This window comes from Nitrobacter vulgaris, from assembly GCF_031453995.1.
Classification (GTDB): domain Bacteria; phylum Pseudomonadota; class Alphaproteobacteria; order Rhizobiales; family Xanthobacteraceae; genus Nitrobacter; species Nitrobacter vulgaris.
Genome location: NZ_JAVDPZ010000005.1, coordinates 1 through 24,927, shown reverse-complemented (window position 1 = coordinate 24,927; position 24,927 = coordinate 1). Strand labels below are relative to the sequence as shown.

23 protein-coding genes are annotated in these 24,927 nt (G+C 59.0%); 13 read left to right on the top strand and 10 right to left on the bottom strand.

Features of this window, described 5'->3' with window-relative positions; translation table 11 throughout:
* Window positions 1-118: 118 nt before the first annotated feature.
* The gene (locus GGQ85_RS04250; RefSeq protein ID WP_309773488.1) at window positions 119-691 is read right to left on the bottom strand and encodes a MarR family transcriptional regulator; all 573 of its coding nucleotides are present in this window, start codon (window positions 689-691) and stop codon (window positions 119-121) included.
* 85 nt (window positions 692-776) lie between these two features.
* On the opposite strand from GGQ85_RS04250, the gene GGQ85_RS04245 reads away from it, so the two are divergent.
* Window positions 777-1,520, top strand: coding sequence for a hypothetical protein (locus tag GGQ85_RS04245; RefSeq protein ID WP_309773487.1), 744 nt, complete (start codon window positions 777-779; stop codon window positions 1,518-1,520).
* Between the two features lie 20 nt (window positions 1,521-1,540).
* On the opposite strand, the gene GGQ85_RS04240 is transcribed toward GGQ85_RS04245, so the two are convergent.
* The 4 genes from GGQ85_RS04240 to GGQ85_RS04225 form a co-directional block, all read right to left on the bottom strand.
* A complete protein-coding gene (locus tag GGQ85_RS04240) occupies window positions 1,541-1,939 on the bottom strand; it encodes a hypothetical protein (protein ID WP_079445716.1) in 399 nt (132 codons plus the stop codon).
* A 159-nt stretch (window positions 1,940-2,098) separates the two neighbouring features.
* The gene (locus tag GGQ85_RS04235) at window positions 2,099-2,503 is read right to left on the bottom strand and encodes a DUF3307 domain-containing protein (RefSeq protein WP_309773486.1); all 405 of its coding nucleotides are present in this window, start codon (window positions 2,501-2,503) and stop codon (window positions 2,099-2,101) included.
* Window positions 2,504-2,633: 130 nt separating this feature from the next.
* Window positions 2,634-3,515, bottom strand: coding sequence for a DUF6537 domain-containing protein (locus GGQ85_RS04230; protein WP_079445714.1), 882 nt, complete (start codon window positions 3,513-3,515; stop codon window positions 2,634-2,636).
* Entirely contained in the window at window positions 3,512-4,180 is a 669-nt protein-coding gene (locus tag GGQ85_RS04225; protein ID WP_309773485.1) for a Crp/Fnr family transcriptional regulator, read from the bottom strand. The genes GGQ85_RS04230 and GGQ85_RS04225 overlap by 4 nt, the downstream gene beginning before the upstream one ends.
* Before the next feature lie 362 nt (window positions 4,181-4,542).
* On the opposite strand from GGQ85_RS04225, the gene GGQ85_RS04220 reads away from it, so the two are divergent.
* Both GGQ85_RS04220 and GGQ85_RS04215 read left to right on the top strand, forming a co-directional pair.
* Window positions 4,543-5,541 carry a sensor histidine kinase gene (locus GGQ85_RS04220; RefSeq protein ID WP_309773484.1) on the top strand — a complete coding sequence of 333 codons (999 nt, stop codon included), beginning with the start codon at window positions 4,543-4,545 and terminating at the stop codon, window positions 5,539-5,541.
* A 258-nt stretch (window positions 5,542-5,799) separates the two neighbouring features.
* On the top strand, window positions 5,800-6,054 hold the full coding sequence (locus GGQ85_RS04215) for a PepSY domain-containing protein (protein WP_309773483.1): 255 nt from the start codon (window positions 5,800-5,802) through the stop codon (window positions 6,052-6,054).
* A gap of 79 nt (window positions 6,055-6,133) precedes the next feature.
* Here GGQ85_RS04215 and GGQ85_RS04210 read toward each other — a convergent pair whose 3' ends face one another.
* Entirely contained in the window at window positions 6,134-7,342 is a 1,209-nt protein-coding gene (locus GGQ85_RS04210; RefSeq protein ID WP_309773482.1) for an NnrS family protein, read from the bottom strand.
* 160 nt (window positions 7,343-7,502) lie between these two features.
* Window positions 7,503-7,910 (bottom strand): response regulator, encoded by a 408-nt coding sequence (locus tag GGQ85_RS04205; RefSeq protein ID WP_079445781.1) that lies wholly within the window; start codon window positions 7,908-7,910, stop codon window positions 7,503-7,505.
* 168 nt (window positions 7,911-8,078) lie between these two features.
* Here GGQ85_RS04205 and GGQ85_RS04200 point away from each other — a divergent pair, with 168 nt between their 5' ends.
* From GGQ85_RS04200 to GGQ85_RS04190, 3 genes are all read left to right on the top strand, one after another.
* Window positions 8,079-8,846 (top strand): Crp/Fnr family transcriptional regulator, encoded by a 768-nt coding sequence (locus GGQ85_RS04200; RefSeq protein WP_079445711.1) that lies wholly within the window; start codon window positions 8,079-8,081, stop codon window positions 8,844-8,846.
* Window positions 8,847-9,122: 276 nt separating this feature from the next.
* The gene (gene typA, locus GGQ85_RS04195; protein ID WP_079445780.1) at window positions 9,123-10,949 is read left to right on the top strand and encodes a translational GTPase TypA; all 1,827 of its coding nucleotides are present in this window, start codon (window positions 9,123-9,125) and stop codon (window positions 10,947-10,949) included.
* Window positions 10,950-11,056: 107 nt separating this feature from the next.
* On the top strand, window positions 11,057-11,806 hold the full coding sequence (locus tag GGQ85_RS04190) for an HAD-IA family hydrolase (protein ID WP_309773481.1): 750 nt from the start codon (window positions 11,057-11,059) through the stop codon (window positions 11,804-11,806).
* 120 nt (window positions 11,807-11,926) lie between these two features.
* On the opposite strand, the gene GGQ85_RS04185 is transcribed toward GGQ85_RS04190, so the two are convergent.
* Window positions 11,927-13,288, bottom strand: coding sequence for a glycosyltransferase family 4 protein (locus tag GGQ85_RS04185; RefSeq protein ID WP_309773480.1), 1,362 nt, complete (start codon window positions 13,286-13,288; stop codon window positions 11,927-11,929).
* A gap of 281 nt (window positions 13,289-13,569) precedes the next feature.
* On the opposite strand from GGQ85_RS04185, the gene GGQ85_RS04180 reads away from it, so the two are divergent.
* The 4 genes from GGQ85_RS04180 (at window position 13,570) to GGQ85_RS04165 (ending at window position 19,835) form a co-directional block, all read left to right on the top strand.
* Window positions 13,570-13,800: a hypothetical protein gene (locus tag GGQ85_RS04180; RefSeq protein WP_309773479.1), complete on the top strand. Its 231-nt coding sequence runs from the start codon at window positions 13,570-13,572 to the stop codon at window positions 13,798-13,800.
* Window positions 13,801-14,079: 279 nt separating this feature from the next.
* On the top strand, window positions 14,080-14,949 hold the full coding sequence (locus GGQ85_RS04175) for a hypothetical protein (protein WP_309773646.1): 870 nt from the start codon (window positions 14,080-14,082) through the stop codon (window positions 14,947-14,949).
* A gap of 90 nt (window positions 14,950-15,039) precedes the next feature.
* Window positions 15,040-17,478 (top strand): glycosyltransferase family 2 protein, encoded by a 2,439-nt coding sequence (locus GGQ85_RS04170; RefSeq protein ID WP_309773478.1) that lies wholly within the window; start codon window positions 15,040-15,042, stop codon window positions 17,476-17,478.
* Window positions 17,479-17,480: 2 nt separating this feature from the next.
* Window positions 17,481-19,835, top strand: a complete 2,355-nt coding sequence (locus GGQ85_RS04165; protein WP_309773477.1) for a glycosyltransferase family 2 protein — start codon at window positions 17,481-17,483, stop codon at window positions 19,833-19,835.
* A 113-nt stretch (window positions 19,836-19,948) separates the two neighbouring features.
* On the opposite strand, the gene rfbD is transcribed toward GGQ85_RS04165, so the two are convergent.
* Window positions 19,949-20,875, bottom strand: coding sequence for a dTDP-4-dehydrorhamnose reductase (gene rfbD / locus GGQ85_RS04160; RefSeq protein WP_309773476.1), 927 nt, complete (start codon window positions 20,873-20,875; stop codon window positions 19,949-19,951).
* Window positions 20,875-21,429, bottom strand: coding sequence for a dTDP-4-dehydrorhamnose 3,5-epimerase (rfbC, locus tag GGQ85_RS04155; protein WP_309773475.1), 555 nt, complete (start codon window positions 21,427-21,429; stop codon window positions 20,875-20,877). Before rfbC ends, rfbD begins: the two co-directional genes overlap by 1 nt.
* Window positions 21,430-21,534: 105 nt before the next feature.
* On the opposite strand from rfbC, the gene rfbA reads away from it, so the two are divergent.
* From rfbA to GGQ85_RS04135, 3 genes are read left to right on the top strand one after another with little or no spacing between them, the layout of a single operon-like run.
* Window positions 21,535-22,410, top strand: coding sequence for a glucose-1-phosphate thymidylyltransferase RfbA (gene rfbA / locus GGQ85_RS04150; protein ID WP_079445702.1), 876 nt, complete (start codon window positions 21,535-21,537; stop codon window positions 22,408-22,410).
* A 20-nt stretch (window positions 22,411-22,430) separates the two neighbouring features.
* Entirely contained in the window at window positions 22,431-23,495 is a 1,065-nt protein-coding gene (rfbB, locus tag GGQ85_RS04145) for a dTDP-glucose 4,6-dehydratase (RefSeq protein ID WP_309773474.1), read from the top strand.
* 59 nt (window positions 23,496-23,554) lie between these two features.
* Window positions 23,555-24,745, top strand: coding sequence for a UDP-glucose dehydrogenase family protein (locus GGQ85_RS04135; RefSeq protein ID WP_445376074.1), 1,191 nt, complete (start codon window positions 23,555-23,557; stop codon window positions 24,743-24,745).
* The last annotated feature ends 182 nt before the right edge of the window (window positions 24,746-24,927 follow it).

The window sequence follows — 24,927 nt, the reverse complement described above, 5'->3', positions numbered from 1 at the left end:
GCGGGATAAGGAAGGTTCGTAGCGGCTTTCCGCCCGTATCTCACCTCTCAAAATTCTGGAATCTATCACGTGCGTGATTTTGGATCGCTTCGACCCGGAATCATGATCGAGCTGCTGTTCAGGCGGCAGCATCGTGCTCCTGACAGATCGCGCCCCCATCAGAATCGGAGAGCGCTTCATCGAGTAAATTGCAATGATGCGGCGAGGCGCTGCCCGGTTTGGCATCGTGGCGGAAATGCCTGCATGTGCGGCAGACTCCGAAAGCCCGTCCGTCGTTCCTCGCGATCGTTGCCGACAGGATGCCCTGTAACGTCGCGAGCAACTCGCCAGCATCGCCGCCCGTGGCGGCCGTAATGTCGTCCGCCAGCCGCCGCAGCGGATCATCCCTCAATACGGCCTCGCCGCGCCGGGTCAGCGCCAATTCGACCGAGCGGCCGTCGCGCCGGCTGGACTGCCGCGACGCCAACCCCTTCTGCTCCAGCGCAATCAGGGTTTGTGAAATGGTCCCGCGAGTCGAGCCAACGTAACCGGCAAGCGCCGCCGGCGTGCGCGAGAAACGGTTAGCCCGTGACAAGTAGCGCAACGCCTCCCACTGCGCAGGATTGAGCTCCGCGATGTTTCCGCCGCTGCGGGTCAGCCGATCCAGGCGGTCAATCAGATAAGCCGCTTCAAGGGCTTTGGATAATAACATAGTAGCGACTCGCTATTTTTAGTTGACACCCCGATCGTCGATCAGACATATAGTATCGACTCGATATTAACAACTGGAGTTCTCTATGTTCGCCTCCATGCCCAAGCTCTCCACGAGAACGTTAGCTTTCATCTTGCTGCAAGGCACGCTGTCAACCTCCGCTTTCGCCCACGATATCCGCGCCAAGCCCGATGCCACCGTACCGCCGGCGTTCGACGTCACCAGCGCCTCCGCCTCGACCGACGGCCGGCTTGCCACCTTCGCCATGGAGGTTAGCGGCGATGCCGGTTCGCTGAAGCCGCAAAAGGTCGGAAAGCTCGCCGGCGCCAAAGTCGACGCCTACGTCTGGCCGACCAAGCTCGATCCCGCGACGGTCGGCTTTGCTAAAGGTTCCGGCATCCTGGCGCTCGCCATTACCGCGCATCCGGACTTTGACGACACACCGCTATTCGACGAAAACGGCGATGGCGATCCGACCAATGACGGCGCGGGCTGGCATTCGCACTGGGTAGTACTGGCCAGCGACAAGGGCTGCGCCGGCGGCCTCAAGGTGCTGGACATTTCGCCGGGGCAGGATCTATTGCCGGCCACCGCGCCCGGCCTGCCTCTCGCGTTGGACAGCCCAGGCATGAGCCCCATTCTTAAAGGACAAACGGTGCGTATTACCGTGCCAGTCAAGGGAGCGGAGAACGTCAACTTTGATGCCGTCGCCGCGCATCTGCAGGTCAACGAAGCCGGAAAGGCCCCGCTTCTTTGCGTCACCGGCACCTACAAGGTCGCTTCCGGCAATCTCACATTGCCGGGCATCATCACCAGGGAAAAGAAATAGGCGTTTGAGCTGCGCGACCGTTATGCCGGTACCAGCGCAGCCTCCTCGTCGTCGGCCAGGTCGTCGAGCGGCACGAACGTGCTGAGCGGCTTTGTTGACAACGTAATAGGCTTGCGCTGGCCGTGCTGCGACGGAGCATGGGGTTGCCGTGCGTTGCGTGACAGCGCGAACAGCGTGGAACCGACGCGGCCACCGACTGCGACCAGATCGCGCTCGGTGCAGCTTGAAGCGATTGACAAAGCCAGTGCGTGCAGATGGCTCCGGTGGTAGCAGAACAGTGCCAGCATCGCTCGTACATCCGGAGCGACGCTGGCAATGAGCTGAGGCAACCCATGCTCACTGGCGCGATACATGGCGCCCAACAGATCATCCTTGACTGGGCAGATGTCGTTCTCGAAAGCGTCGGCGCTAGAGCACATGCGCAACTCTCCTCAAGTCCTAAGGATGCAACACAATTCCCTAACGAGAAGTTAACCACGCCCGCAAAGTCAGGCCGGCGAGACTTGCATTCCGGTTCCGAATCAAACCGGGCCACGATTCGCGATTCGCAGGTGCGTCGCCAGATCACGTATTTCAGGTCACGCGTTGAATGCCATGACGATCGCCAGACCGAATCCGGTGAGATGATGCAGTGTCTGATCGACGCCTATCAGCGTCCAGAACCACGGGTGCTGATGTGTCACGTCGAAGGCGGAGACACAGATACCCTTGGCGCGATCCACGACGATATGAATCGCGAAATCGATAAAGGCGATGAACCAGAAGCGTGGCGCGATAAGCAGAATCAGCACCAGCGCCAACACGAGATGCACGAGACAGTGCGAGAGCAGCGGCAGCGCCCAGCCGGTCTTTTGATCCTTGCCGACCGCCATCCAGGAATTCTGCAACACGAAATCGGCCAACACATGCTTGATGGTCAGCACGACCATCCAGCCAACAAGCGGACCCACTGCGATCGACGACGACAACGAAGGAAGTATCACGCAGACGCCCCTGCTAATGTCCGGTTTTTGAAGTTCGCATATTCATGAACGAGGCAAGCTGTGCGAGCGTTCTGCGTATCGAGCGGCTCAAGCACCTTCATTATGCCATCTCTGGACCGGGATACACCGCTCAATCGACCCTCCGGGTGTCGGCACCGGCCCGCTCCCTTATCCCCGCGATGACACGCTTCAACGATTCCTGCTGAGGATCACGATCCACGGCCGCCCGCGCCTCGGCTATTGAGACACCCAGATCAGAGCAGCACATCGCACCGTCGAAGGTCGGTTTGACAAGATGGTCGATAATCAGATTCCAGTTACGCAGATTCTGAGCGTAATCATCTCCGTATCCCTGCACCATTTCGGCCGTCGCAACCACCGCGGCGACTGCGGCAGGCTGCTTTGCCAGGCTGCGATCGATCATATGCAGCCAGCGCTCGACCCAAACGCGCTCATTGGCATAACGGAGAGATGACAGCCGCCATCGCCTGAGCGACGTCTTGATTCTGAGGGATCTAACCCCCAATCCACTCGCTGCACTGAACCGCATGGTGACCGGCAGGTGTCGCCACCCGAGGCGGTCAAGCAGCGAGAATACAGGATCGGCTCCCCGTTTTGGGAGCACGGACACCAGTTCGTCGAGACGTAGCTTGCGAATATCAGACGGAACATGCAGACCCATTCGGAATTCAGCAAGCTTGAGCTGCGCCATGCGGATAGGATCGTCATAAGCCATACGCACGGCCATCAGACGCGCGATATCGGCAAACACTTTATCATCAACATTGCGCCGGCCGATAAACCGCCGAAGCCGGGCGACATACAACTGCGCGTAACCTGCTCCTTGATATTCGACCAGGTGTTTCACGCCATCGACCGCCACACGCCTCGCTTCTTCAGGCATGTCCGCCGGCAGCGTCGGAATCAGATGGTTGTTCTCGCCTGAAACAGTCGCGAACATCGAACGGATGGCGGGAAGAACGTCTGCGGCTTTGCTTCTGCCGAAATTCATGCGAGCTTAGGCGTCATGACCGCGGGCGCCGCATGTTCAGCGAGCCGCTCTTCGAGCCTGCCAATGTTCTGAAACAGCCGCGCGCTGGCCAGCCGCAGGAAATAGAAACCGAATTCCGGATTCTGGACGTAAAGCTCCTCGACTTGGCGGTAGCTCACGCTGAGCACCGTACCGCTCTCGATGCACTCCAGCGATTGGGTGCGCTCGTTGTAAGGAGACAGCATGCCGAGCTCACCAACTATTGCGCCAACCGGAAGCTCAATGCCGGACTCCACCAGACGGTAGCGGCCGCTGACGATGTAGAACATCGTCTCCGCCTTTTCGTTCTTATAGAACAGCATTTCTCCGGTCTTGCACTTGCGCTTGGTCATAAAGGGCTTCAGCCAGTCCATCGATAGATCGCTGTTGACGGACTTCTTCACCTCGCGCACGAGCAGAAGCATCTGGTGCAAGCGATAGCCGTTGAGACAGAACAGTCCTGCGTGAAGCCCAAATTGCAGGAAATTGTGGAGCGGAAGCGCAGTGATCATCAGCATGAGATTGGCCAGCATGCCGAAAGCACGGAGCGGGATCATGGTCCGCATGGTGCAGGTGGCGACCACAAAGAACGAAGCGGCCACCCCGCCGACGGTCCCGAAATGTTCGGCTAAATGTGATATGTCCATGGCAATCCAGCCAAAATTCCTGACGTGATGAGAAGCGTAGCGAACTATAGGGAAGACAGCGGAAGTTATACCGAATTCTATCCAATATCCCGGCAAAAAACGCGCGCTGGGAGCTGCTCTTTCCATGGGCGTGACGCTTGATCGCCGCCAGGCCAGACGCATCCTGTTGCGGACGTTCCGCAGACCGGAAACGGATCACATCAGCTTGTCTCGAAAGCATCGAGCCTCGAGGACGGTTGGGTCAATTCCCTTGCGGAAGAAAGATTGTATGCTAGCCGGCCGTGCCTTTAAGCTAAGCTGCCTGCAGACATCTGCCCCGGCGAATTTCAGCGGTGCCGGCGTGACATTGCAGTGGGGGCCGGATGGCCAAGTGGATCGAGGAATTCCGGCGCGGGTGGCAGGGAATCTCCGAGCCTCCGGCGGTTCTGGGTTTCGGCCTCACGGCCGTCTGCCTGATGCTCGCCACCGCGTTCCGCTTCGGCATCTCGCTGCTGCGAACGGACGTACCTTACAGCATCTATCTTCCCGGCGTTTTTGTCGCAGCCGCGTTCGGCGGAGAGCGAGCCGGAATTGCCGCCGCGATTGGCGGCGCAGCTCTCGGCGTGATGCTGAATTTCGGCGAGGCGCCACAGGTTATGGCCGCGGCAATACTTATGGCGATCTATTTTGTCGTCGCGGCGCTCATCATCCTGGGGGTGCGACGCCATCGTTCTCTCGTCGTCCATCACCGCGAACTCACGACCGAACTCGAAAAGGAACAGCGCTATCGCGAACTCGTGGTGGAAGAACTGCGCCACCGCCTCAAGAACAAACTCGCCACTATTCATGCGGTGAGCAGACAGGCGCTTCACGATTATCCGGCGGCCCGGGCCAAGATCGACGGCTGCTTCGGCGCGCTGGCCACAGCCGATGACCTGATCGCACGCACCGACGAACGTGGCTGCGATATCATCGATCTGCTACGCTCGGAGCTCGGCCCCTACGGCCACGTCCGGTTTACGCTGAACGGCGGCCCCCTCTTTCTGCCGACGAAGCTCGCGGTCAGTTTGGCGCTGATGTTTCACGAACTCGCCACCAACGCCGCCAAATACGGCGCGTTCTCCACGCCCCATGGCCTGCTCCATGTGTCTTGGACTGTAACCAACGGCCTGCTGTCAATCGTCTGGGACGAATCAGGCGGGCCTATGATCACTGCGCAGGGCAAGCCGGGGTTTGGAACGCAGCTTCTGAATGCCGGTCTGCGGGCGTTCGACGGGAAAGCGGAGATCGCATTCCTCGGCACAGGGCTGCACTGCATAATGCAATGTCGGATCGATCCGCCACCGGCCGATAAGAAAAGCGGAAGTTTATCCGGGCGGTAATTCTTGCAGCGCGACGGGGTCGGTGCAGCGCAGATGCAGGAGTTGATCGCCACACATCTTCAGCATAGGTATCTCGGCATCCGATCGCGACGACCCGCATGTTGGCTCGCCAAGGTATGGCCAGAAAAACGCCACGGCCGCCCGCCCACTCGCTCAAATTTGCCGCGTGGGGGACGGGAACGCAATGCAGGGCTCTCGGTTCTCATTGATGTTGCACTGCGACGTGCACAGCTTGATGACCTCGACAAGGACTTCCACATGCGAAAGTACATTCTGTCGATGGCTGCCGCGGTTTCCCTCGGCGCGGCCACTCCGGCGATGGCCTATGACTCCGGTAGTCTTCTCTCGATGCAAGAGGCGCTTGGCGTCGCGTTTGAAGTCGGTATTACCGCTGTCTCTGACGCGGAGTTCGCCGGTCATGAGTGGCAGATCGAAGGCCGCGACGCAGCCGGCCAGTATATGGAAGTCGACGTCGATGCCACGACGGGCGCGGTGCTCAACGTCGACCGATAAACACGATTAGATCGGCAAGGCCACGAATGTCCCGAGGTTGCGCACCGCGCCAGCACTCGCCGCCCGGCGAATAACTTTGTTATTTGCCGGGCTGAACGTCCACGGGCTGCACGCGGGGCGCCACCAAGATCGGTCCGTATCGGAGCGCGAATAGGCCGAAGCTGCTGATCCACAATGCAGCCGAAACCTCGATCAACATCGCTGACGATCCACTATCCCAAGCTGCCACCCGCGCGATGGCGGCGAGTATCACGAGCAGGTAGATCAAGGCGGTGATCCGATCCGATGTGAGGGCGCGTCCGGTGTGGCCGAGTGAAACGCGGGTCATGACACCAAGCGTCATCGTTCCGATGGCGCCGGCGGTCAGCGCGTGGATTGCCGCGGCCTGAGGCACATGATCGGTCAGCATCGAAACGCCCAGCAAAGCCGCCCCGACGATGACCCACAGATATCCGGTGTGAAGAACGGTCAATAGCGGCTCGGCCCTGGCGGCCATGCCGCGCCAGCGGCCGAGCCGCCAAAGATTGAGCGCCGCGCCAAGAAGCAACAGCCACCCGAAAGGCCAGATCTCGGGAAAAATCGCCCATCCGATCATCCCCGCATGGAGTGTTACAAGTGCGAGGCTATCGATGTGTCCGTGTTCGGGCGGAAGGCGGGGCGCATTTTTCTTGACGAGCCAGTTACGCGTGAAGCTCGGGACGATCCGACCGCCGACGACCGAGATCAGGACGATGATCGCGGTCAGCGCCAGGCGCCATCCCAGACCCGCGGGTACCGAAAAACCTGCGAGTTCCAGATACATCAGAAGGTCTGCGACGCCGAGCACGGCAAGTGGGACCGGCATGACCATGTTGCGCCAGTTGCGGCCCACAATGATTTCGCGAGCGACAACCCCGCAAAGCACGAATGGGAAAGCAAGGTCGATTGCCGCAGCCAGCCCGAGCGGGATCGACGTTGAAACGAGACACGTAACGCGACCCGCGAGCCACAACAGCGCCAGTGCAGCGAGCGGCAGGCCACTGATCGGAGCACGGCCGGTCCAGTTCGGAATCGCGGTGAGCAGAAAACCGGCGATCACAGCCAGGACGAACCCGAACAGCATTTCATGGATATGCCATGTGAGGGGATCGAAGCGGCTGGGCAGCGTGAGCCCCATTGCGAGCATGGCGATCCATCCGGCAAGCGCCACCGCCGACCAGACGCCAGCCATCAGGAAGAACGGTCTGAAACCGATCGTCCAGATCGCAAACGGCCTCGCTCTTGCATTCTCCACTTCCGACATGGCCATGCGCCATCCTCCCATGGTTTCGCGCGACCATATCAGCAAGTGCGGCGTTTAGTGCGCGGTCTGGATGGTATCCTCGATGCTAGCGCATGAGATGGGCACAACTTGCACGCTCAGGTTTTGAGTCGGAAAAACCGTAATATCACCGCAGACGATGCTCGGATTAGCCCGGGTTGCAGCTTCGCCAGTTCGACAAGATCGCGAACAATTCATCGCGCGAAAACGGTTTCGAAAGTCTGGGCCGACCCGAGTATTCCGCTGGAAAGGCTTTGTCGCCGCTATAGCCGGTCACGAAAGCAAACGGAATCTTCAACACGGCCAGCCGATTGGCGACTGCAAAACTTTTATCTTCCGAAAGACCCACGTCAAGAAGCACGAAGTCGGGAGCACGTTCTGCGATCATGGCCAGCGCCTGCGCCACATTTGAAGCAGTCCGGGCTGACGTCACGCCAAACTCCGCAATGGTCTGCTCAACGTCGATCGCGATAATGACATCGTCCTCAACGATCAACACGTCGCGAGGGATGCCGGCTGGCTTTGAAGCCGGATCATCGGGAACAACGGTATCCATAACTTCCACGAAGTGTCCGTCCGAACGCCACGGCAACGAACTCGGCTGGAACCCGACCTAATCGGTTCCCGCATGGAACTGACCATAGCGGTAAAGCTTTGTCTGTTCACTTCTGCACATAACTTAATACGCGCTTGCGTTAGGAAGCGCTAAAAAGAAAGGCGCAGCATGGCGGCACAGGACACGAACCAGCAGGACCGACCGTACAACAACCTTCTGCGTCGGCTAAGCGATACCGATTTCACACTGATCAAGTCCAGTCTCGAAACCGTCAGCAGTCAAAATGACGACCTGCTCTATAATCCGGGAGACGATGTCGAAACCGTCCACTTTCCCTGCGGATCCAGTCTCGCGTCCTATCTCGTCCCCAACGAGGATGGCCGCGATGTCGAAACCATTCTGGTCGGACGGGAGGGGGCGGTCGGCGGCATCGTTAGTCACGGCCATCTGCCAGCCTATACACGCATTATGGTCAAGGTCGGCGGGCCATTCGTGCGGTTACGGGTTGCGAAACTGGAAGCCGCAAAAACAAAATCCCCCACTCTGCAAGATCTCTTCGCGCGTTATGCCGACTGCATGCTGGCGCAGGTCTTTCAAGCCACCGCCTGCAACGCCATTCATTCGATCGAGCAGCGCACGGCCAAGTGGATCCTCTCGGCGATGGAGCGTACCGGCAGCGATCTCGTACCACTTACCCACGAGCAGTTATCGACCATGCTGGGTGTCGGGCGCAGCTATACCAGCCGCGTGATCCAGACCTTCAAGATTGAAGGCGTTCTGGCGACCCGGCGAGGCGCCATTCTGGTATGCGACCGGGCAGCCTTGGCTACTCGCGCTTGTCTCTGCAACGACGCCGTAAGGAACCATTTTGAAGAGGTTTTGCGTGGCGTTTACCCGACCGAAGCACCAAAGCGGTTCCCGTCATCTGCAAAATGAGTCCGCCAAACGGCAAACGACGCATTGTTTTTTGAGGATTTCCGGCTATATAGCGTCGCAGCGAAAGCGCCGGAGCCGCAATGTGGCTGTTCGCACCTATATTCGGCATTTCAGACAAGAAGTGGCAATGACCTGGCCGGAAGCGACGAATCCCTGACCGCTTTTGCCGCGTGAATCGATCACGCCGCGCCCTTCTCGTGACCTTATCCCCGTAAATAAGACCGCCGCCCAAAACCGGGGCGATGCGCGGTTTTCTTGATGAAGAAGAATCAACCCATGAATCTCCGCAACGTCGCGATTATCGCTCACGTCGACCATGGCAAGACCACTCTCGTGGATCGTCTGCTCCAGCAGTCCGGCACTTACCGCGACAATCAGCGTGTGGTCGAGCGCGCCATGGATTCCAACGACCTGGAACGCGAACGTGGCATCACCATCCTCGCCAAGGCCGCCTCGGTGCAATGGAACGACATCCGCATCAATATCGTGGACACGCCCGGCCACGCGGATTTCGGCGGTGAAGTTGAGCGCATCCTCAACATGGTGGATGGCGCCTTGGTGCTGGTGGATGCGGCCGAGGGTCCCCTGCCGCAGACCAAGTTCGTGGTCTCCAAAGCGCTGAAGGTCGGGCTGAAGCCGATCGTCGTCATCAACAAGGTAGATCGCCCGGACGCCCGTCCGACCGAGGTCATCAACGAGGTGTTCGATCTGTTTGCGGCGCTCGAGGCCAGCGACGAGCAGCTCGACTTTCCGATCCTCTACGGCTCGGCAAAGCAGGGCTGGATGGCAGATAGCGCGGAGGGACCCCAGGATGCCGGCATGCAACCGCTGTTCGACTTGATCGTGCGGCATGTCCCACCGCCGCAGGTGGAGGACGGACCTTTCCGCATGATCGGGACGATCATCGAGGCCAATCCCTATCTAGGCCGTGTCATCACAGGCCGAATCTCCTCGGGCATGATCAAGCCGAACCAGAGCATCAAGGTGCTGGCGCGGGACGGGAAACTGATCGAGCAGGGCCGCATCTCGAAAATCCTCGCCTTCCGCGGTCTCGAGCGCACGCCGCTCGAGGAAGCAACGGCTGGTGACATCGTCGCCATCGCAGGATTGACCAAGGGCACGGTAGCCGACACCTTTTGCGATCCCGCTGTCGAGGAGCCGCTTCCCGCGCAGCCGATCGATCCGCCGACTGTCTCCATGACCTTCATGGTCAACAATTCGCCGCTGGCTGGCACCGAGGGCAGCAAGGTGACGAGTCGCATGATCCGGGATCGATTGCTGCGTGAGGCTGAAGGCAATGTCGCACTACGTGTGACGGAGGCTGCGGACAAAGATTCGATGGAGGTATCTGGCCGCGGCGAATTGCAGCTCGCGATCCTGATTGAGACCATGCGGCGCGAGGGATTCGAGCTATCGGTATCGCGGCCGCGCGTGGTGCTGAAAAAGGACGAGGCGAGCGGCGAATGGCAGGAGCCGATCGAGGAGGTCGTGGTCGACGTCGACGAGGAGCATTCCGGCGTCGTGGTGCAGAAGATGAGCGAGCGCAAAGCCGAAATGACGGAGATGAAGCCGTCAGGCGGCAACCGGCTACGGTTGGTTTTCTACGCACCGACGCGCGGCCTGATCGGCTATCAGGGCGAACTTCTCACCGACACCCGCGGGACGGCGATCATGAACCGGCTGTTCCACGGCTACGCGCCCTACAAAGGCGACATTCAAGGCCGCCGCAACGGGGTGCTGATTTCCAACGAACAGGGCGAAGCTGTGGCCTACGCGATGTTCAAGCTGGAGGATCGTGGCCCGATGATGATCGAGCCCGGCTGGAAGGTCTATCGCGGCATGATCGTCGGTGAGCACACTCGCGATAACGACCTCGAGATCAACGTGCTGAAGGGCAAGCAGCTCACCAACATCCGCACCACATCGAAGGATGAGGCGGTGCGGCTGACACCGCCGATTAAGATGACTTTGGAAAAGGCGCTGGCCTATATCGAGGACGACGAACTCGTCGAAGTAACGCCGAAGTCGATACGCCTGCGCAAGAAGCATCTCGATCCCAACGAGCGCAAGCGCGCCGAGAAGACCAAGGAGATGGTGGCGTAAATATCAGGCGCCGATGTTTCGCTGTCTGCAACGAGTCTGCGGCGACAGCTGCGGAGATAACATATCGATCGTATGATTTTCTGCGATCTGCCTCCCGGTGATATGGAATGAGCGAAGCGTCTGCCAATAATATTCCGCTGGATGACGTAAGAGCGTTGATCGTTCAGGCAAGCGCCTTGATCTTCGATGTCGACGGAACGCTCGCCGAAACGGAGGAGGCTCATCGCAAGGCCTTCAATACCGCATTCGCCGAAGCTGGCCTTGATTGGTGCTGGGACCGCACCCTCTACAAGGAATTGCTGCGCGTGACAGGTGGGAAGGAACGTATCCGCGCATTCGACGCGTCGCAAAATGGGGCTTCTCCACAGCTGTCGGATCGCGAGATCGCGGAATTACATCAGGCCAAAACCAGGCTATACGCCGAATTGGTAACCAATGGCGGCTGTTCGCTTCGGCCGGGCATTCACGCCCTGTTATCCGCGGCACGAAAGCGCGCGCAGCCTCTGGCGATTGCGACCACGACCTCGCGCGACAATATCGATGCGTTGCTGACAGTCTCGCTGGGCAAGGACTGGGCACAGTGGTTTGTGGCTATTGTCGCCGGGGACGAGGTGCGGAACAAGAAGCCTGCACCGGATGTCTATCTCAAGGTTCTTTCCCAACTGGATCTGCCGGGATCGCAATGCCTTGCTATCGAAGATTCCGGCAATGGTCTCGCTTCGGCATCGGCCGCGGGAATTCCTGTCCTGATTTCACGCAGCGCTTATTTCAGCGACGATGACTTTTCAGGCGCGGCTTTTACGATCGATGACTTCACTCACATATCAGACATGCCTGAAAATAAATCGGATATGTGATCGGAGAGATTCTCTCGTCGATGATTTTAGAACGAATAAAAAAAATCGCATTCACCAGAACGACTCTTTTTCAGAACGACTCTTCTTTCAAATCCATCAAAATTATTTCCATTCATGGTCTCAGCCAGTCCGGCCGGAACAACCTTCGTCTGACCATTCCACCTTGGGCGGCGATATAGATTTGCGGGAGCGTCGGGCGGCTTTAGGCCATTCCGACGCCGAGCGTCCTCTCCAGACGTTTCGTCGGGCAGCCGCCGATGATGGGGATTCGTTGAGGTCAAGAAGCTGACGCATTTGCGGCAGGCATACCCGCTCCGCGTCGAAATGCTCGACGACAAATTGCCGGGCAGCCTCTCTGATGGCGTAAAACCGATCGGGTTCCTGAAGCGCCTCAACGACCCGCGCAGCCACTTCATCGACCGCGAAAAAAGGAACCAGCAGGCCGTTGTCTCCGGAACTGATGACTTCACGCACAGGCGGGGTATCCGACCCTATCACCAGGCAGCCGGCGCTCATCGCTTCCAGCGCAGACCACGACAGCACGAAGGGATACGTCAGATAGACATGCGCAGATGACACCTGAAGTGCCGCAATAAAAGTGCTGTACGGAACTCCGCCCATGAAATGAACGCGCGACATGTCGATCCGATCGCGCACCTCCTGCAGAAAAATCGACTTCCAATTGCTGCCCGCCGGCGGAGGAAGGCCATACGACAATCCATCCCTGCCGATAATGACAATCTGTGCGTTGGGCCGCCGCCTCAATATTTCCGGAAGCGCGCGCATGAAGATATGGTAACCCCTAAGCGGCTCCAGGTTACGCACGACAAATGTCACGATTTCATCTGAGCGGCCGACTTGACGGCCGTTTGGAAGCATCAGACGCGCCTGGGGATCAGGTCGCACGCGCGATGTATCGATCCCCTCGTGAATAACTTCGATCTTGCTTTGATAATGCCTTGGAAAAGTCGACTGCTGCCAATTTGTCGGCGAAATTCCGACATCGCAATCAGCTAATGCAAGCAAGGTCGTCGCGTTCTTGAGCTGCAACCCGATATGGCCATCCAGGCCCGAGATTGGGAATTCCGGATCGAAGCCGATGTCGCGACCTTCGGCGCCGTAGAAGAACTCGCAATAGACCACTTGCCGCGCCTTGGGAAACATGGTGCGCAACGGCAGCGTTTCGCCCCATCCGGGATGGGCAAGGATGACATCCGGCGTAAATCCCGATGTCGCCAGTGTTGAAAGGCTGTAAAGCACCTGCTCAGCGCGACGACATTCAAGATCGAAACGTCTGGCAAACGGATGCGTGCCTGAAACGTCAGCGTCATGCAGAGCATATTTAATCAACTTGACCGAAGGCATCGGCTGCGCATTCGATGCACCAATCGCGGCGAGTTCAAATCCTGACTCACTCGCTAACGCCGCCGCGAGATTTCGGTACTGCGCCGGGAAATTATTATGCACGAATAAAATTTTCATCGGCGTGATATCTCTGGTCAGGATCGCGCTAAAGCATGCGTATCGCTACTTAGAAAGACTTTCCATCTCCGGTCCCTTCTCATCGTCGATGCCTTCGAGACAATCTCGTCTAAATGTTTGCACGTTGACAAGTTCCAAATAACTCGATGCTTGTTCATTCAGCTTTCACTTCCGTCTGACATCTTCCTGCCCTAAAAGTCGTCGAATAGTCGAGACCGGATGGACACGGATAACGAAGTCGCCGTATCACCCATAAATATGGCTAGCGCGGGACATTCGCGATGAGGCTCAAGTTTAAACAACATGTTTCCGATTATCTTCCGCAGATTCCGCACCCGGATTTGAGCAGCGTTGAGGATATTCCGGATTCCGTCGACAGCATCGCAGACTCCATCATCCTGCTGAAAGTCGAGAACGACAGGTTGCGCAAGATGGCCGCATCGCTGAGTGTGGAGGCTGAGGACATCCGGCGATCTCTTTCGCCTACGAAATCGACGACCTTGTTGGCCTGATCATTTACTGGGGTCATGGTGCTCACCACGACTGCCACTAGGAACATGATTCGCATCGGTATCTCGGAGAGAAATTGATGTATCCCGGCCGCTTCGTTTTCTCAGAGAGACGGCAATCGCGGGATCGACAACTTGAGAACGGAAATGATGTCTATAGTGGTTGCGTCGCGGTTTGATCGTCTTCCCGTGATTTCACGACAGCGGGTTTTCTGAGACAGCCGGTGGTGCATGACGAATTGGCACGATTGAGGGAGATGGCTGGTGGATTTGTTTCGGGGCATGACGAACGAGACTGAGCAACAGAAAAATCTGAGTCTCGACCGCGGGCTTTTCTTCATCAATTACAAAAGCGCCGACGACTCTGTCTCGCCACCTCGCGTAATCGTCGCGCCGGCCCAGGGGCATGAGCGCCGCATGGAGATCATTCTGCATCCAGATGCGACCGAACCGATTTTATACAGTCCCAATTCTGGACTGGTCGTGCGGATTAACACACCCGCGACTTTGCAGGTTCAGGTCCGGCCGACGAGACCAGGAGGATCGCGATCTGCCATCGTGCGCGTCGAACAAATCCAGGCCGGACGGATTCCCGACGCGGCAAGTTCAGGCAACGGCGTGGGGCTGCATGTTGCAACGGAAGGTCTGAAGGTGCTCGGCCACGTTGCAGGCCGCGGCGACATTGTCGTCGGTCCGGATGCGTGGATTGCTGGTCCGGCCGCGCCGTCTCGCGTGGAAGGCGTGGCGCTGGAATGGCCGGACAAACCTGCGAGCATCGATATACGTTACGCGGTCCAGTTCGCCAACGGTCAGACTGGCAGCGGCAAGATGGTGCCGCTCGGCACCTATGCAGGCACGCGCGGCCGGGCCCTGCCCCTTACTGGCGTGGTTCTCGAGATGAGCGGCACCGATGAACTGAAGTTTGTGGCCGAGGCAGGTTTTTTAAATGCGCCCACTCTCCGCGCAGTTGGCAAACGCGTGGTTTTATCGGGTCCGACCAGCCGCGAACCCCTGGTCGGCATTCGCATCGGGATCGAGCGTAGTGCGCCTGCGGAGGTGGTTGCAACGTCTGCAATACCACGCAAGTCTGCCGGTTCAGCACGGGTGCGGGTCTTCCGCAGCCAGCAGCGTCAGGCGGGCGCCGCCAGATAGAAGCCGATCATCGCTTTTCGGATTGCGCGCTGGAGGCCGGCTGCGGATTTGAAGCTCCGGCCAAGCGCCAACTTGTCAGGACACCGTCAGATGGTTCTCGGTCCCGTCACTGACAATCAGGACCGTGCTGCATATTCCTCGTATGTCATGCTCGAACGCATGGCCGCGCAAGCGTTAACGGCTAAGGACTATTTTGCTGCATTCAAATACGCGGACAGACGTTGCCGGGTCGATCCATCATCGGCTGCACATTGCTTCGTTCTCCGCGCGGAGGCGAACTGGAGACTCGAACGCAAGGAAGCGGCCATGGCTGATCTCGCCGAAGCGCTCCTCGTCGATCCATCCGATCTTGCCGCCAACCGCAGAATGTTTGCCTGGGCCACCGACGATCGACGGCGCACCGCAGCCGCCGATCTGATCGGCCGCGACAGCAATCCGGCAGTCCTGCGCCTTGCCATTGAGGAACTCCGACAAGCGGGGTATCGGCATTGGGCTGCCTATTCGGTATTTGACAACCACGTGACCGGCTGGATCGCGTGGACCACAGCGAACGCCGTAGAAGTGAGCGTGGGGGTCGAAAACGGCGCACTGATCAGCCAGCTCGAGCCCGACCCGTTTCACCCCTTGGCCAGCGTGGACGTTCAGGCAGCGGCGTTCCTGGTTCGGCGTCCAACGTCGCGAGCGCCTCAGGCGCTGACGCTGACATGCGACGGCGAGATCTTCCGGGTTCGACGGCTGGCTCCCAACCTGTCTTCACCACCTGACCTGCCAAGCCAAGCGTGCCGCTCAACCTCGTCCCGATCCGACACCTCGCCACCCACCGTTATCGTTCCGGTTTACCGGGACGTAGCGGCGACGCTGGACTGTTTTGACAGCCTCATCAAGGCACGCGCATCGAATACGACCGGGAAACTTTCTTTTCGTATCCTGGCAATCGACGATACCAGCCCTGAACCGGAGTTGCGGCGCTATCTCAGCGAGCTTGCCGCCCGAGGGACGATCGATCTCCTCGTGAACGAGAGCAATCTCGGTTTCGTCGGCGCGATCAATCGCGCGCTGGAGAACGTACTGGCGGGCGACGTCGTTCTGCTCAATTCGGACACCCTTGTGCCGCCGGACTTCGTTGAGAGACTGGCGGACGTAGCGCGTTCCGCACCGGATATTGGAACAGTCACTCCCTTGTCGAACAACGGTGACATTTTTTCGTTTCCAGTACCGAACAATGTCAATCCGATGCAAAGCTATGAAGGAATTCTTGAGATCGACCGGATCGCGAGCATCGCCAATGCCGGTGATGTTACCGACGTGCCGAGCGGCATTGGCTTCTGTCTCTATGTCACGCGCGACTGTCTCAAGGCCATTGGCGCGCTATCGGAAAACTTCGAACGAGGCTATCTTGAGGACGTCGATCTCTGCTTGCGCGCGCGCGGCAAGGGTTTTCGTAACGTCTGCGCGCCGTCAGTCTATGTCGGACATCACGGCTCGAAATCTTTCCAGCACGAGAAGCGACGTTTGGTGCTTCGCAATCTGGAGGTGCTTGACCAGCGATTTCCCGATTATCGGCGGGAATGTCGCGCATTCGAGATCGCTGATCCGTTGCGACCGGCGCGTGCGAAGCTCGACCGGGCGTTAAAATGGCCCTGCCAGCCTTCCGTTCTGATTCTCGGAAATCGACGGAGATTTGCCGTTGCTGAGGAGCGGGCACGCCACCTCGGCGAGCGTGGCGAGCGTGCGATTTTCCTGTCGCGCGAACGGGATGTCATTCATGTCAGAGCCGCAGATGGAAGCAGCCCACAAGCCATTCAGTTGAATGTCGGCACTGAGACAGGCGCCACCGAGGCGGCTGCCATCATCACACGGCTGCGCCCCGATCGAGTCGAGATTATCGAACCGAGCCCACTACCTCAGTTGATCGACCTGATACGGAATCTTGGCTTTCCGGTCCATACGTGGCTTACGTCAGGGACCTTGAGCGAAGCGATCACGTCGCTTCCCGATGAGACTCAGCTTTTTGTTCCCGGAAAGAACGCCCAGGCGTTTGCGAAGGCTCGCTGGCCCGAACGCAAAATCGTCCTTCAGGATTGGCCGACCCGCCCGCTGACCGTGGAGCCGATCCATGGCGCGAGTCGATCGCTTGCCATCGTGCCGTCCGAGCCCTCCCCGGCATCCTTCCACTTGATACGACGTTTGGTCGATGACTTGCGACGGTCGATCGTTGTTGCCGGCGTGACCTGTGACGATGAGCGTCTGATGTCCTGCCCGAATGTCTTCGTTACCGGCAAGATCGCAGCCGACGAGATCGGCGATGTGCTGGCGCCACATAACCCTGGCTGGCTGTTGACGGATTTTGACGAACCGGCATTCGGTCATCCTCTGATCGAAACCGCAAGACGAGCCTCGATACCTGTCGCATACCGCGACTGGTCAGCCGGATCGGTCAAACCGCGAAAGGGCGATCTTGCCATCCCGGGCGACGCGAACGACGAGGAATTTGTCGGTGCCGTTATCGCGTGGGCCGGACTGTCCTAGACATGACGCGTGTCATCCGGGCTCGCAAGGCACAGATCACCAAGCCAAAGCTGATCAGCCGGCTCGCGCTCGGCGACGACGGCACCGTGTCCGGTTTCGTGTTCGATCCGGATGCGCCGGAACACCGCTTCACGATCGAAATCCTCCTCGACGGCCTGGTGCTGAAGACTGCTTACGCCGACGCGTTCACGCCGGAATGCTCTGAACTAGACCGAAGTAACACTTGCGGATTCGCTGTGAGCATTGACATCGAACTGCTCCATGCCGCGCGTCATCTTTCGGCGCGACTCGCCAATCTCGGAACTCCCGTCGGCAATCCCATAGACCTTGAGAATGACACGACGTTTCGAGCCGATCTTCGCCCGACCTGCAAGCTGCGCTGGTTGGGCGGCCTGCACTTCCAAGGGTGGATCGATAGCGAGATCGTCGTCACTCTGGAAGCAATCGTCGACGGGGAGTCCGTCGCGCAGGTCCGCGCCACGGCCTGGACGCACATCGGTGGCGATGCCGAAGGAGGCGCGTCCCGCAACGTTCGCGCATTCGATTTCCACGTCCCGCAACGTCTCGCCGACGGAAGAGTCCATCGAATCCTGCTGCGGAAAGAGGATGGCGAACAAATTCCGGCAGCAGCCACCTTTGTGGCGTTTCCCGACGGCCTAGCCGGAATGATTGATGTCATCGGCGGCTATGCCGCTGAGCGGTTGCGCGGTAAACTTTATGACCGGCTTATTCCAGCCTCGCTGCCGTTGCATGACTATGCCGACTGGCGCGAGCGCTTTCCGTTACCAGAGCCTCAGCCAAGCCCGCTTCGGCTGGCTGTCGTGATTGCTGGAAGCTCCGGCACCCAACAGACGCTCGCCAGCCTCGAAGCGCAAAGCCACGAGAATTGGACCGCTGGCGCAATCGACGGCCAGCCGCTGTCGATCGATAGCGACGCCATGCTGGAGTTTCTCGAGGACGCCGCACCCGATGCGGACTACATCGTCGCGACCATGGCGGGCGTGTCGCTGGAACGAACCGCTCTTGCACGCATCGCGGCTGCGTTCGACTCCCATCCTGATGCATTAGCTTTGTACGGTGACCTCGACTTTCTCACTGACGACGGTCGCCTCTGGCCGCTTGCTTTTCCAGCGTTCGATTACGAAAGGTTGCTGGAACAAGGCTATTGCGCCCACCTGTTCGCAGTCCGGCGTAAGGCATTATTTGCGGCCATCGAGACAGCGCGGCCGAATAACCTCTACCGCCTTTTCAACAGCCTGCTGGATCAAATCGGTCCTCTGCAAACAGATATCCTTCACTTGCCGGGAGCATTGGCGACCATGCCAAAGCTCGACCGAACCACAGCTGGTGCGCTGCTGTCCGCGGCAAGCCAGTCGCACCTGCGGGCGCGCGGAATCCATGCGAACGTGACCCAGCAGACCGGAAATTTTTTTCCGGCGGTTCGAATCAAACGATCGCTCTCCAAACAGCGCGTGACGGTGATCATCCCGACGCGCGACCGCGTTTCTCTCCTGCAACGTTGCCTTGAGACCATCGCGCCTGCCGTTGAACGCTGCCACGCCGATATCCTTGTTGTCGACAACGAGAGCGCGCAGCCGCAGACTATTGACTTTCTTTCCGATCTGTCACGACGCGGCATTCGAACATTGCGGATCGAGGGGCCGTTCAATTTCGCAAGACTCAACAATCAGGCCGCCGCAACGCTCGACAGCGACATCTTGTGCCTGCTCAACAATGACATCGAGGCGAGTTCCGATGACTGGCTCGAGGAGATGCTCACGCGTCTTGGCGAGCCGGACGTCGGCGCGGTCGGCGCGCTGCTGACCTGGCCCGGTGACGTCGTCCAGCACGGTGGCGTGGTGTTGGGCATGAACTTTTCGGTTGCGCATGCCTTTACGGACCGGTTCAGCGATGACCCTGGATTTCTCGATCAGCTTCTTGTGGCGCACGAATGCAGCGCGGTGACCGCGGCTTGCCTTGCAACCCGAAGAAACGACTATCTCGCCGTCGGCGGAATGGACGAGGACCGCTTCGCGGTGGCGCTCAACGATGTCGACTATTGCCTGCGGCTGCGCGAGGCCGGCAAGCGCATCGTCTTGACACCATACGCGAAATTGATTCACGCAGAGTCCGCCAGCCGGGGTAGCGATCACCGCGCCGACCGGCGAAGCCGGTTCGAACACGAACTCAATCTGCTTCGTGCGCGCTGGGGCGAACGGCTGAACGACGACCCGGCTTACAATCCGCAATTGTCACGCGACGGTGTCCCCTATAGCGGCCTGGCATGGCCGCCGGGGCGACGAACTCCCCGATACAATCGTCCGCCGGTCGCACACGATCTGCCGTTGGGATTCTGACGCAACGCCGGAAGCTGATTCAAGAAATCGAAATACACTCCAGGGTTAATCCTTTCGAGCATGATCTTATCCAAAACCAGGTCCGCCTTTTTGGCGCTACGCTGAAGCTAGGATCATGCTCTCATTGTCAAGACCGCCTGCTCGCCTTGACGTGTCACAAGGCTGTCGAGTTCCGCCGATAGCGCTTCCTGCCAAGTTGGCGGGGCCAACCCGAAACGATCTCGCAATTGCGACAGGTCGAGCCTGGAATTACCAGGTCGCTTGGCTTTGGTCGGGAAATCGGCCGTGGCTATCGGGGTGATCCTTTCCACCAGGAGCTTCACACCGCGAGACTTCAATCCGTCGACGATGGCGGTGGCAAAGCCATGCCAACTCGTTTCGCCGGCACAGGTGAGATTGACCACACCGCCGTGGCGCGCGAACAACCCGCTCAAGTTCGATGCATTCGAGAGCACTATGTTAGAAATGACACTAGCGATCGCGCTTGCCGTGGTCGGAGCGCCGGTCTGATCGGCGACAATGCGCAATTCCTCGCGTTCACCAGCCAGCCGCGCGATGGTCCGCAGAAAATTGGCGCCGGTCGCTGCGTAGACCCAGGAGGTGCGTGCAATCAGATGTGGCCCACCGGCCGCCTGGATGGCGAGATCGCCGGCGAGCTTACTCCCGCCATAGACCGAGAGCGGGCCGGCGGGACTGTCCTCGCGCCACGGCTTGTTGCCCGAGCCAGCGAAAACATAGTCGGTCGAGAAATGGATCAACGGCACACGATGCCTTGCCGACCATTCCGCGATCGCCGCGGGCGCTTTGGCGTTGATAAGGAAAGCGAGTTCACGCTCGTCCTCTGCGCGATCCACCACGGTATAGGCCGCGGGATTGACAATGAGATCAGGCTTAAATCCGTCGAGCGCCCCGGCAAGCGTTTCGGGCTTCGAAAGGTCGAACGCGCTGCGCGACGGCGCAATGACCGTACCACCTTTGTCCAGCAACGGCCGAAGCGCCCCGCCGACCTGACCGCTGGTACCCGTCAATAATATCCGCATCAGACTTGCCCATAGCGAGGAAGGTTCTTGATCTCCGCGAGCAGCGGCGCATCCGCATCCTTGGCTGACAAGGACGGCGTTTCCACGCCCCAGTCGATGCCGATTGCAGGATCGTTCCAGCGGATCGAGACCTCGTCCTTCGGACTGTAAAGATCGTCGCATTTATAGAAGAAGTCGGCGGTCTCGGAGAGAACGACAAAGCCGTGCGCGAAGCCGCGGGGAACCCAGAGCTGCCGCCTGTTTTCTTCGCTCAGCTCAACGGCCACGTGGCGGCCGAAATTCGGACTGCCAACGCGGACGTCGACGGCGACATCCAGGACCTTTCCGCGGAGCACCGTCACCAGCTTCCCTTGCGGAAAAGGGTTTTGCAGATGCAACCCGCGCAGCACGCCCTGAGCAGAGCGGGACAGATTGTCCTGGACGAACGGACAAGCGACTCCGTGCTCGGAGTAACGGGGAAATTGATACGTCTCGAGAAAAAAGCCGCGCTGATCTCCGAACAGCCTGGGCTCGATGACCACTGCGTCGGGAACTTCGGTCCGAATAACATTCATTTCGCGTCACTTTATATTTGTTAACGTATGATACCTCCGCATTGATAACAAACTTGCACGCTTAACACTATATGTTATGTTATCAGCGATTAAATGAGAGGGGCCATGAAAGGCATCATTCTTGCCGGGGGGACGGGTTCCCGCCTCTACCCAGTGACGACGGTCGTTTCCAAGCAGCTCCTGCCCGTCTTTGACAAGCCAATGATCTACTATCCGCTGTCCACGCTGATGCTGGGCGGCATTCGCGAGATTCTGATCATTTCGACACCGCAGGACGGGCCGTTGTTTCATCGGCTACTCGGCGACGGCAGCGAAATCGGCATGCGCTTTGCCTATGCGACGCAGGAAACTCCGCGCGGGCTGGCGGACGCCTTCATCGTCGGCCGCGATTTTATCGGCTCCGACTCCGTCGCGCTCGTATTGGGCGACAACATTTTCTACGGCCATGGGTTGCCCCAACTGCTGTCGGCCGCGTCCTCCCGCAACAAGGGCGCCACTGTGTTCGGCTATGTCGTGAACACCCCTGAACAATACGGGGTCGTTGAGCTCGACGATACCGGACGAGCGCGCTCGATCGAAGAGAAGCCGAAGCAGCCGAAATCCAACGTGGCCGTGACCGGGTTGTATTTTTATGACAACGACGTTGTCGAAATTGCAGCTGGAATTAAGCCGTCTGCGCGCGGCGAGATCGAGATCACGGACGTCAACAACGCCTATCTTGAGCGCGGCGATCTGTACGTCGAGGTTCTCGGGCGCGGCTTCGCCTGGCTCGACACTGGAACCCATTCCTCGCTGGTCGAGGCCAGCCACTTTGTTCAGATCCTGGAGCAGCGACAGGGCTTACGCATCGCTTGCCCCGAGGAAATCGCGCTGCGGCAAGGCTACATCTCGCTTCCGGCATTTGAGAAGGCTGCCGAGAAGAACGGGAAAAGCAGCTACGGCGAATATCTGAGATCCGTTGCCATTTCATACCAGTGTTAATTTCGCGGAGGCGATCGATTATGCGCTTTAAGGCTTCGACCATTTTTGTCACAGGCGGCGCGGGGTTCATCGGTTCGGCGGTAGTTCGTCACCTCCTGCACAATACGCACGCTCGCGTGGTCAACATCGATAAATGCACCTACGCAGCGAACCTCGACTCACTGCCTGGTACGAACGAGAACCTGAATTATGCCTTCGAGAAGCAATGCATCTGCGACGGCCTCGGGCTGCGTCATCTTTTCGAGAAATATCGACCAGACGCCGTAATGAACCTCGCCGCCGAGAGTCATGTAGACCGCTCAATCGACGGCCCAACTGAGTTCATCCAGACCAACATCGTCGGTACATTCACTCTGCTGCAGGAAACCTTGCGTTATTGGCGTTCGCTGTCGCCCGATAAGCAAAAGAAATTCCGCTTCCTGCACGTCTCAACCGACGAGGTATTCGGCTCGCTCGGCGACGATGGCTTTTTTACGGAGGCCACCGCCTACGCGCCGAACTCACCGTACTCGGCTAGCAAAGCATCCTCCGACCATCTGGTGCGCGCATGGCACGAAACCTATGAGTTGCCCACGCTGGTCACCAATTGCTCGAATAATTACGGCCCCTATCACTTTCCTGAAAAGCTGATCCCGCACATGATCATCAAGGGCCTCGCCGGCGAGCCGCTGCCTGTTTATGGCGACGGCGAGAACATTCGAGACTGGCTCTATGTCAATGATCACGCGAAGGCGCTCTCACTGACCCTCGAGCACGGCGTTGTCGGCGAAACTTACAATGTCGGCGGGCGTAACGAGCGCACTAACCTGCATGTCGTCGAGAGCATCTGTGACCTGCTCGACGAGATCCTGCCGGGTGCGGCACGGCATCGTGACCTCATCACTTTCGTCGCCGACCGCCCCGGCCACGATCGGCGCTACGCCATCGACGCATCCAAGCTTGAGCGCGAACTCGGTTGGCTCGCGGAGGAGAACTTTGAGAGTGGGATTGAGAAGACGGTGCGTTGGTATGTCGACGAACAACCGTGGTGGCGGGCGATCCTGGAGCGAGGCTACACGGCAAAGCGCGTGGGACTCAGGCAGTAGCCTGCCGATGGCTCGCTCAAAAACCCGCTCTGTGATCGGAAATCGGAGTCCATAATACCATGCGCATCGTGATGATCGGCGCCGGCTATGTGGGCCTGGTATCGGCAGCCTGCTTCGCAGATTTCGGTCATGACGTGACCTGCGTCGACAAGGACTCCAACAAGATCGCACGACGCCGATGCCGTATTTATCGCGGTCGGAACGCCGTCACGACGCGGAGATGGGCATGCAGACTTGAGCTACGTGCATGCCGCTGCTCGCGAAATAGCTGGTCTTCTGGAGGGTTTCACGCTCATCGTCACGAAATCGACGGTGCCTGTCGGAACAGGCGACGAGGTCGAGCGGATCATTCAGGGACAAATCCAGCGGCCGACTTCGCCGTCGTTGCGAACCCGGAGTTCCTGCGGGAGGGCGCGGCAATCCGTGACTTCCAGCATCCGGATCGCATCGTGGTCGGGACCGAGGACGAGCACGCCAGGAAAGTGATGGGCCGGATCTACCGCCCGCTTTATCTCAACCAGGCGCCCATCCTCTATACCAGCCGACGGACCGCTGAATTGATCAAGTACGCCGCCAACGCCTTTCTCGCGACCAAGATCACCTTCATCAACGAGATTGCGGATCTTGCGGAACGCGTCGGAGCCAACGTGCAGGACGTTGCGCGGGGCATCGGGCTCGACAATCGCATCGGCGCCAAGTTTCTTCATGCTGGACCGGGCTATGGCGGCTCGTGCTTTCCGAAGGACACTCGCGCGTTATCGAAAACCGCGCTCGATTTTGGCGTGCAGCTTCGCGTCGTCGAGGCCACCCTGACCGTGAACGAGATCCGCAAACGTACGATGTCGCGAAAGGTAGCCGGCGCGCTCGACCATGATATTCGCGGAAAGACGATCGCCGTACTGGGCCTGACCTTCAAACCCGACACCGATGACATGCGTGAAGCGCCGTCGATCGCACTGATTGCCGGTCTGCTCGATTTCGGCGCCAAGGTAAGAGCGCACGATCCCGTCGGCATGGAGCAGGCGAAGAAAGAGCTCTCCGATATCGAATACTGCGACGACCCCTACGCCTGCGCCCGCGGCGCCGACGCGCTGGTGATCGTGACCGAGTGGCGGCAGTTCCGCGCGCTGGACCTCGAACGGATCAGAACCGACATGGCCACGCCGATTATCGTGGATTTGCGAAACATCTACAGGCCGGAAGACGTACGATCGGCAGGATTCAAGTATGAAAGCATTGGTCGCCAATAAGACGAACATTCCGGGGAGCGACGCCTTCCTGACCCCCTGCATGGCAGCAACCGACAGGAAGCAACAATTGTTGCCGAGAATGTTCTCAGAGCCTGTTTGGAAAATCAGGGATGAGCGTTTCTGCGGATGAGGACACCGGCCATGGCGACATGGATCATGGCGGTTGAGACATCGATGCGACG

Excerpts from the sequence above, each read along its gene's own strand:
- GGQ85_RS04250 (WP_309773488.1), bottom strand. The coding sequence starts at position 691 with ATGTTATTATCCAAAGCCCTTGAAGCGGCTTATCTGATTGACCGCCTG.
- GGQ85_RS04245 (WP_309773487.1), top strand. The coding sequence starts at position 777 with ATGTTCGCCTCCATGCCCAAGCTCTCCACGAGAACGTTAGCTTTCATC.
- GGQ85_RS04240 (WP_079445716.1), bottom strand. The coding sequence starts at position 1,939 with ATGTGCTCTAGCGCCGACGCTTTCGAGAACGACATCTGCCCAGTCAAG.
- GGQ85_RS04230 (WP_079445714.1), bottom strand. The coding sequence starts at position 3,515 with ATGAATTTCGGCAGAAGCAAAGCCGCAGACGTTCTTCCCGCCATCCGT.
- GGQ85_RS04225 (WP_309773485.1), bottom strand. The coding sequence starts at position 4,180 with ATGGACATATCACATTTAGCCGAACATTTCGGGACCGTCGGCGGGGTG.
- GGQ85_RS04220 (WP_309773484.1), top strand. The coding sequence starts at position 4,543 with ATGGCCAAGTGGATCGAGGAATTCCGGCGCGGGTGGCAGGGAATCTCC.
- GGQ85_RS04215 (WP_309773483.1), top strand. The coding sequence starts at position 5,800 with ATGCGAAAGTACATTCTGTCGATGGCTGCCGCGGTTTCCCTCGGCGCG.
- GGQ85_RS04210 (WP_309773482.1), bottom strand. The coding sequence starts at position 7,342 with ATGGCCATGTCGGAAGTGGAGAATGCAAGAGCGAGGCCGTTTGCGATC.
- GGQ85_RS04205 (WP_079445781.1), bottom strand. The coding sequence starts at position 7,910 with ATGGATACCGTTGTTCCCGATGATCCGGCTTCAAAGCCAGCCGGCATC.
- GGQ85_RS04200 (WP_079445711.1), top strand. The coding sequence starts at position 8,079 with ATGGCGGCACAGGACACGAACCAGCAGGACCGACCGTACAACAACCTT.
- typA (WP_079445780.1), top strand. The coding sequence starts at position 9,123 with ATGAATCTCCGCAACGTCGCGATTATCGCTCACGTCGACCATGGCAAG.
- GGQ85_RS04190 (WP_309773481.1), top strand. The coding sequence starts at position 11,057 with ATGAGCGAAGCGTCTGCCAATAATATTCCGCTGGATGACGTAAGAGCG.
- GGQ85_RS04185 (WP_309773480.1), bottom strand. The coding sequence starts at position 13,288 with ATGAAAATTTTATTCGTGCATAATAATTTCCCGGCGCAGTACCGAAAT.
- GGQ85_RS04180 (WP_309773479.1), top strand. The coding sequence starts at position 13,570 with ATGAGGCTCAAGTTTAAACAACATGTTTCCGATTATCTTCCGCAGATT.
- GGQ85_RS04175 (WP_309773646.1), top strand. The coding sequence starts at position 14,080 with ATGACGAACGAGACTGAGCAACAGAAAAATCTGAGTCTCGACCGCGGG.
- GGQ85_RS04170 (WP_309773478.1), top strand. The coding sequence starts at position 15,040 with ATGGTTCTCGGTCCCGTCACTGACAATCAGGACCGTGCTGCATATTCC.
- GGQ85_RS04165 (WP_309773477.1), top strand. The coding sequence starts at position 17,481 with ATGACGCGTGTCATCCGGGCTCGCAAGGCACAGATCACCAAGCCAAAG.
- rfbD (WP_309773476.1), bottom strand. The coding sequence starts at position 20,875 with ATGCGGATATTATTGACGGGTACCAGCGGTCAGGTCGGCGGGGCGCTT.
- rfbC (WP_309773475.1), bottom strand. The coding sequence starts at position 21,429 with ATGAATGTTATTCGGACCGAAGTTCCCGACGCAGTGGTCATCGAGCCC.
- rfbA (WP_079445702.1), top strand. The coding sequence starts at position 21,535 with ATGAAAGGCATCATTCTTGCCGGGGGGACGGGTTCCCGCCTCTACCCA.
- rfbB (WP_309773474.1), top strand. The coding sequence starts at position 22,431 with ATGCGCTTTAAGGCTTCGACCATTTTTGTCACAGGCGGCGCGGGGTTC.
- GGQ85_RS04135 (WP_445376074.1), top strand. The coding sequence starts at position 23,555 with ATGCGCATCGTGATGATCGGCGCCGGCTATGTGGGCCTGGTATCGGCA.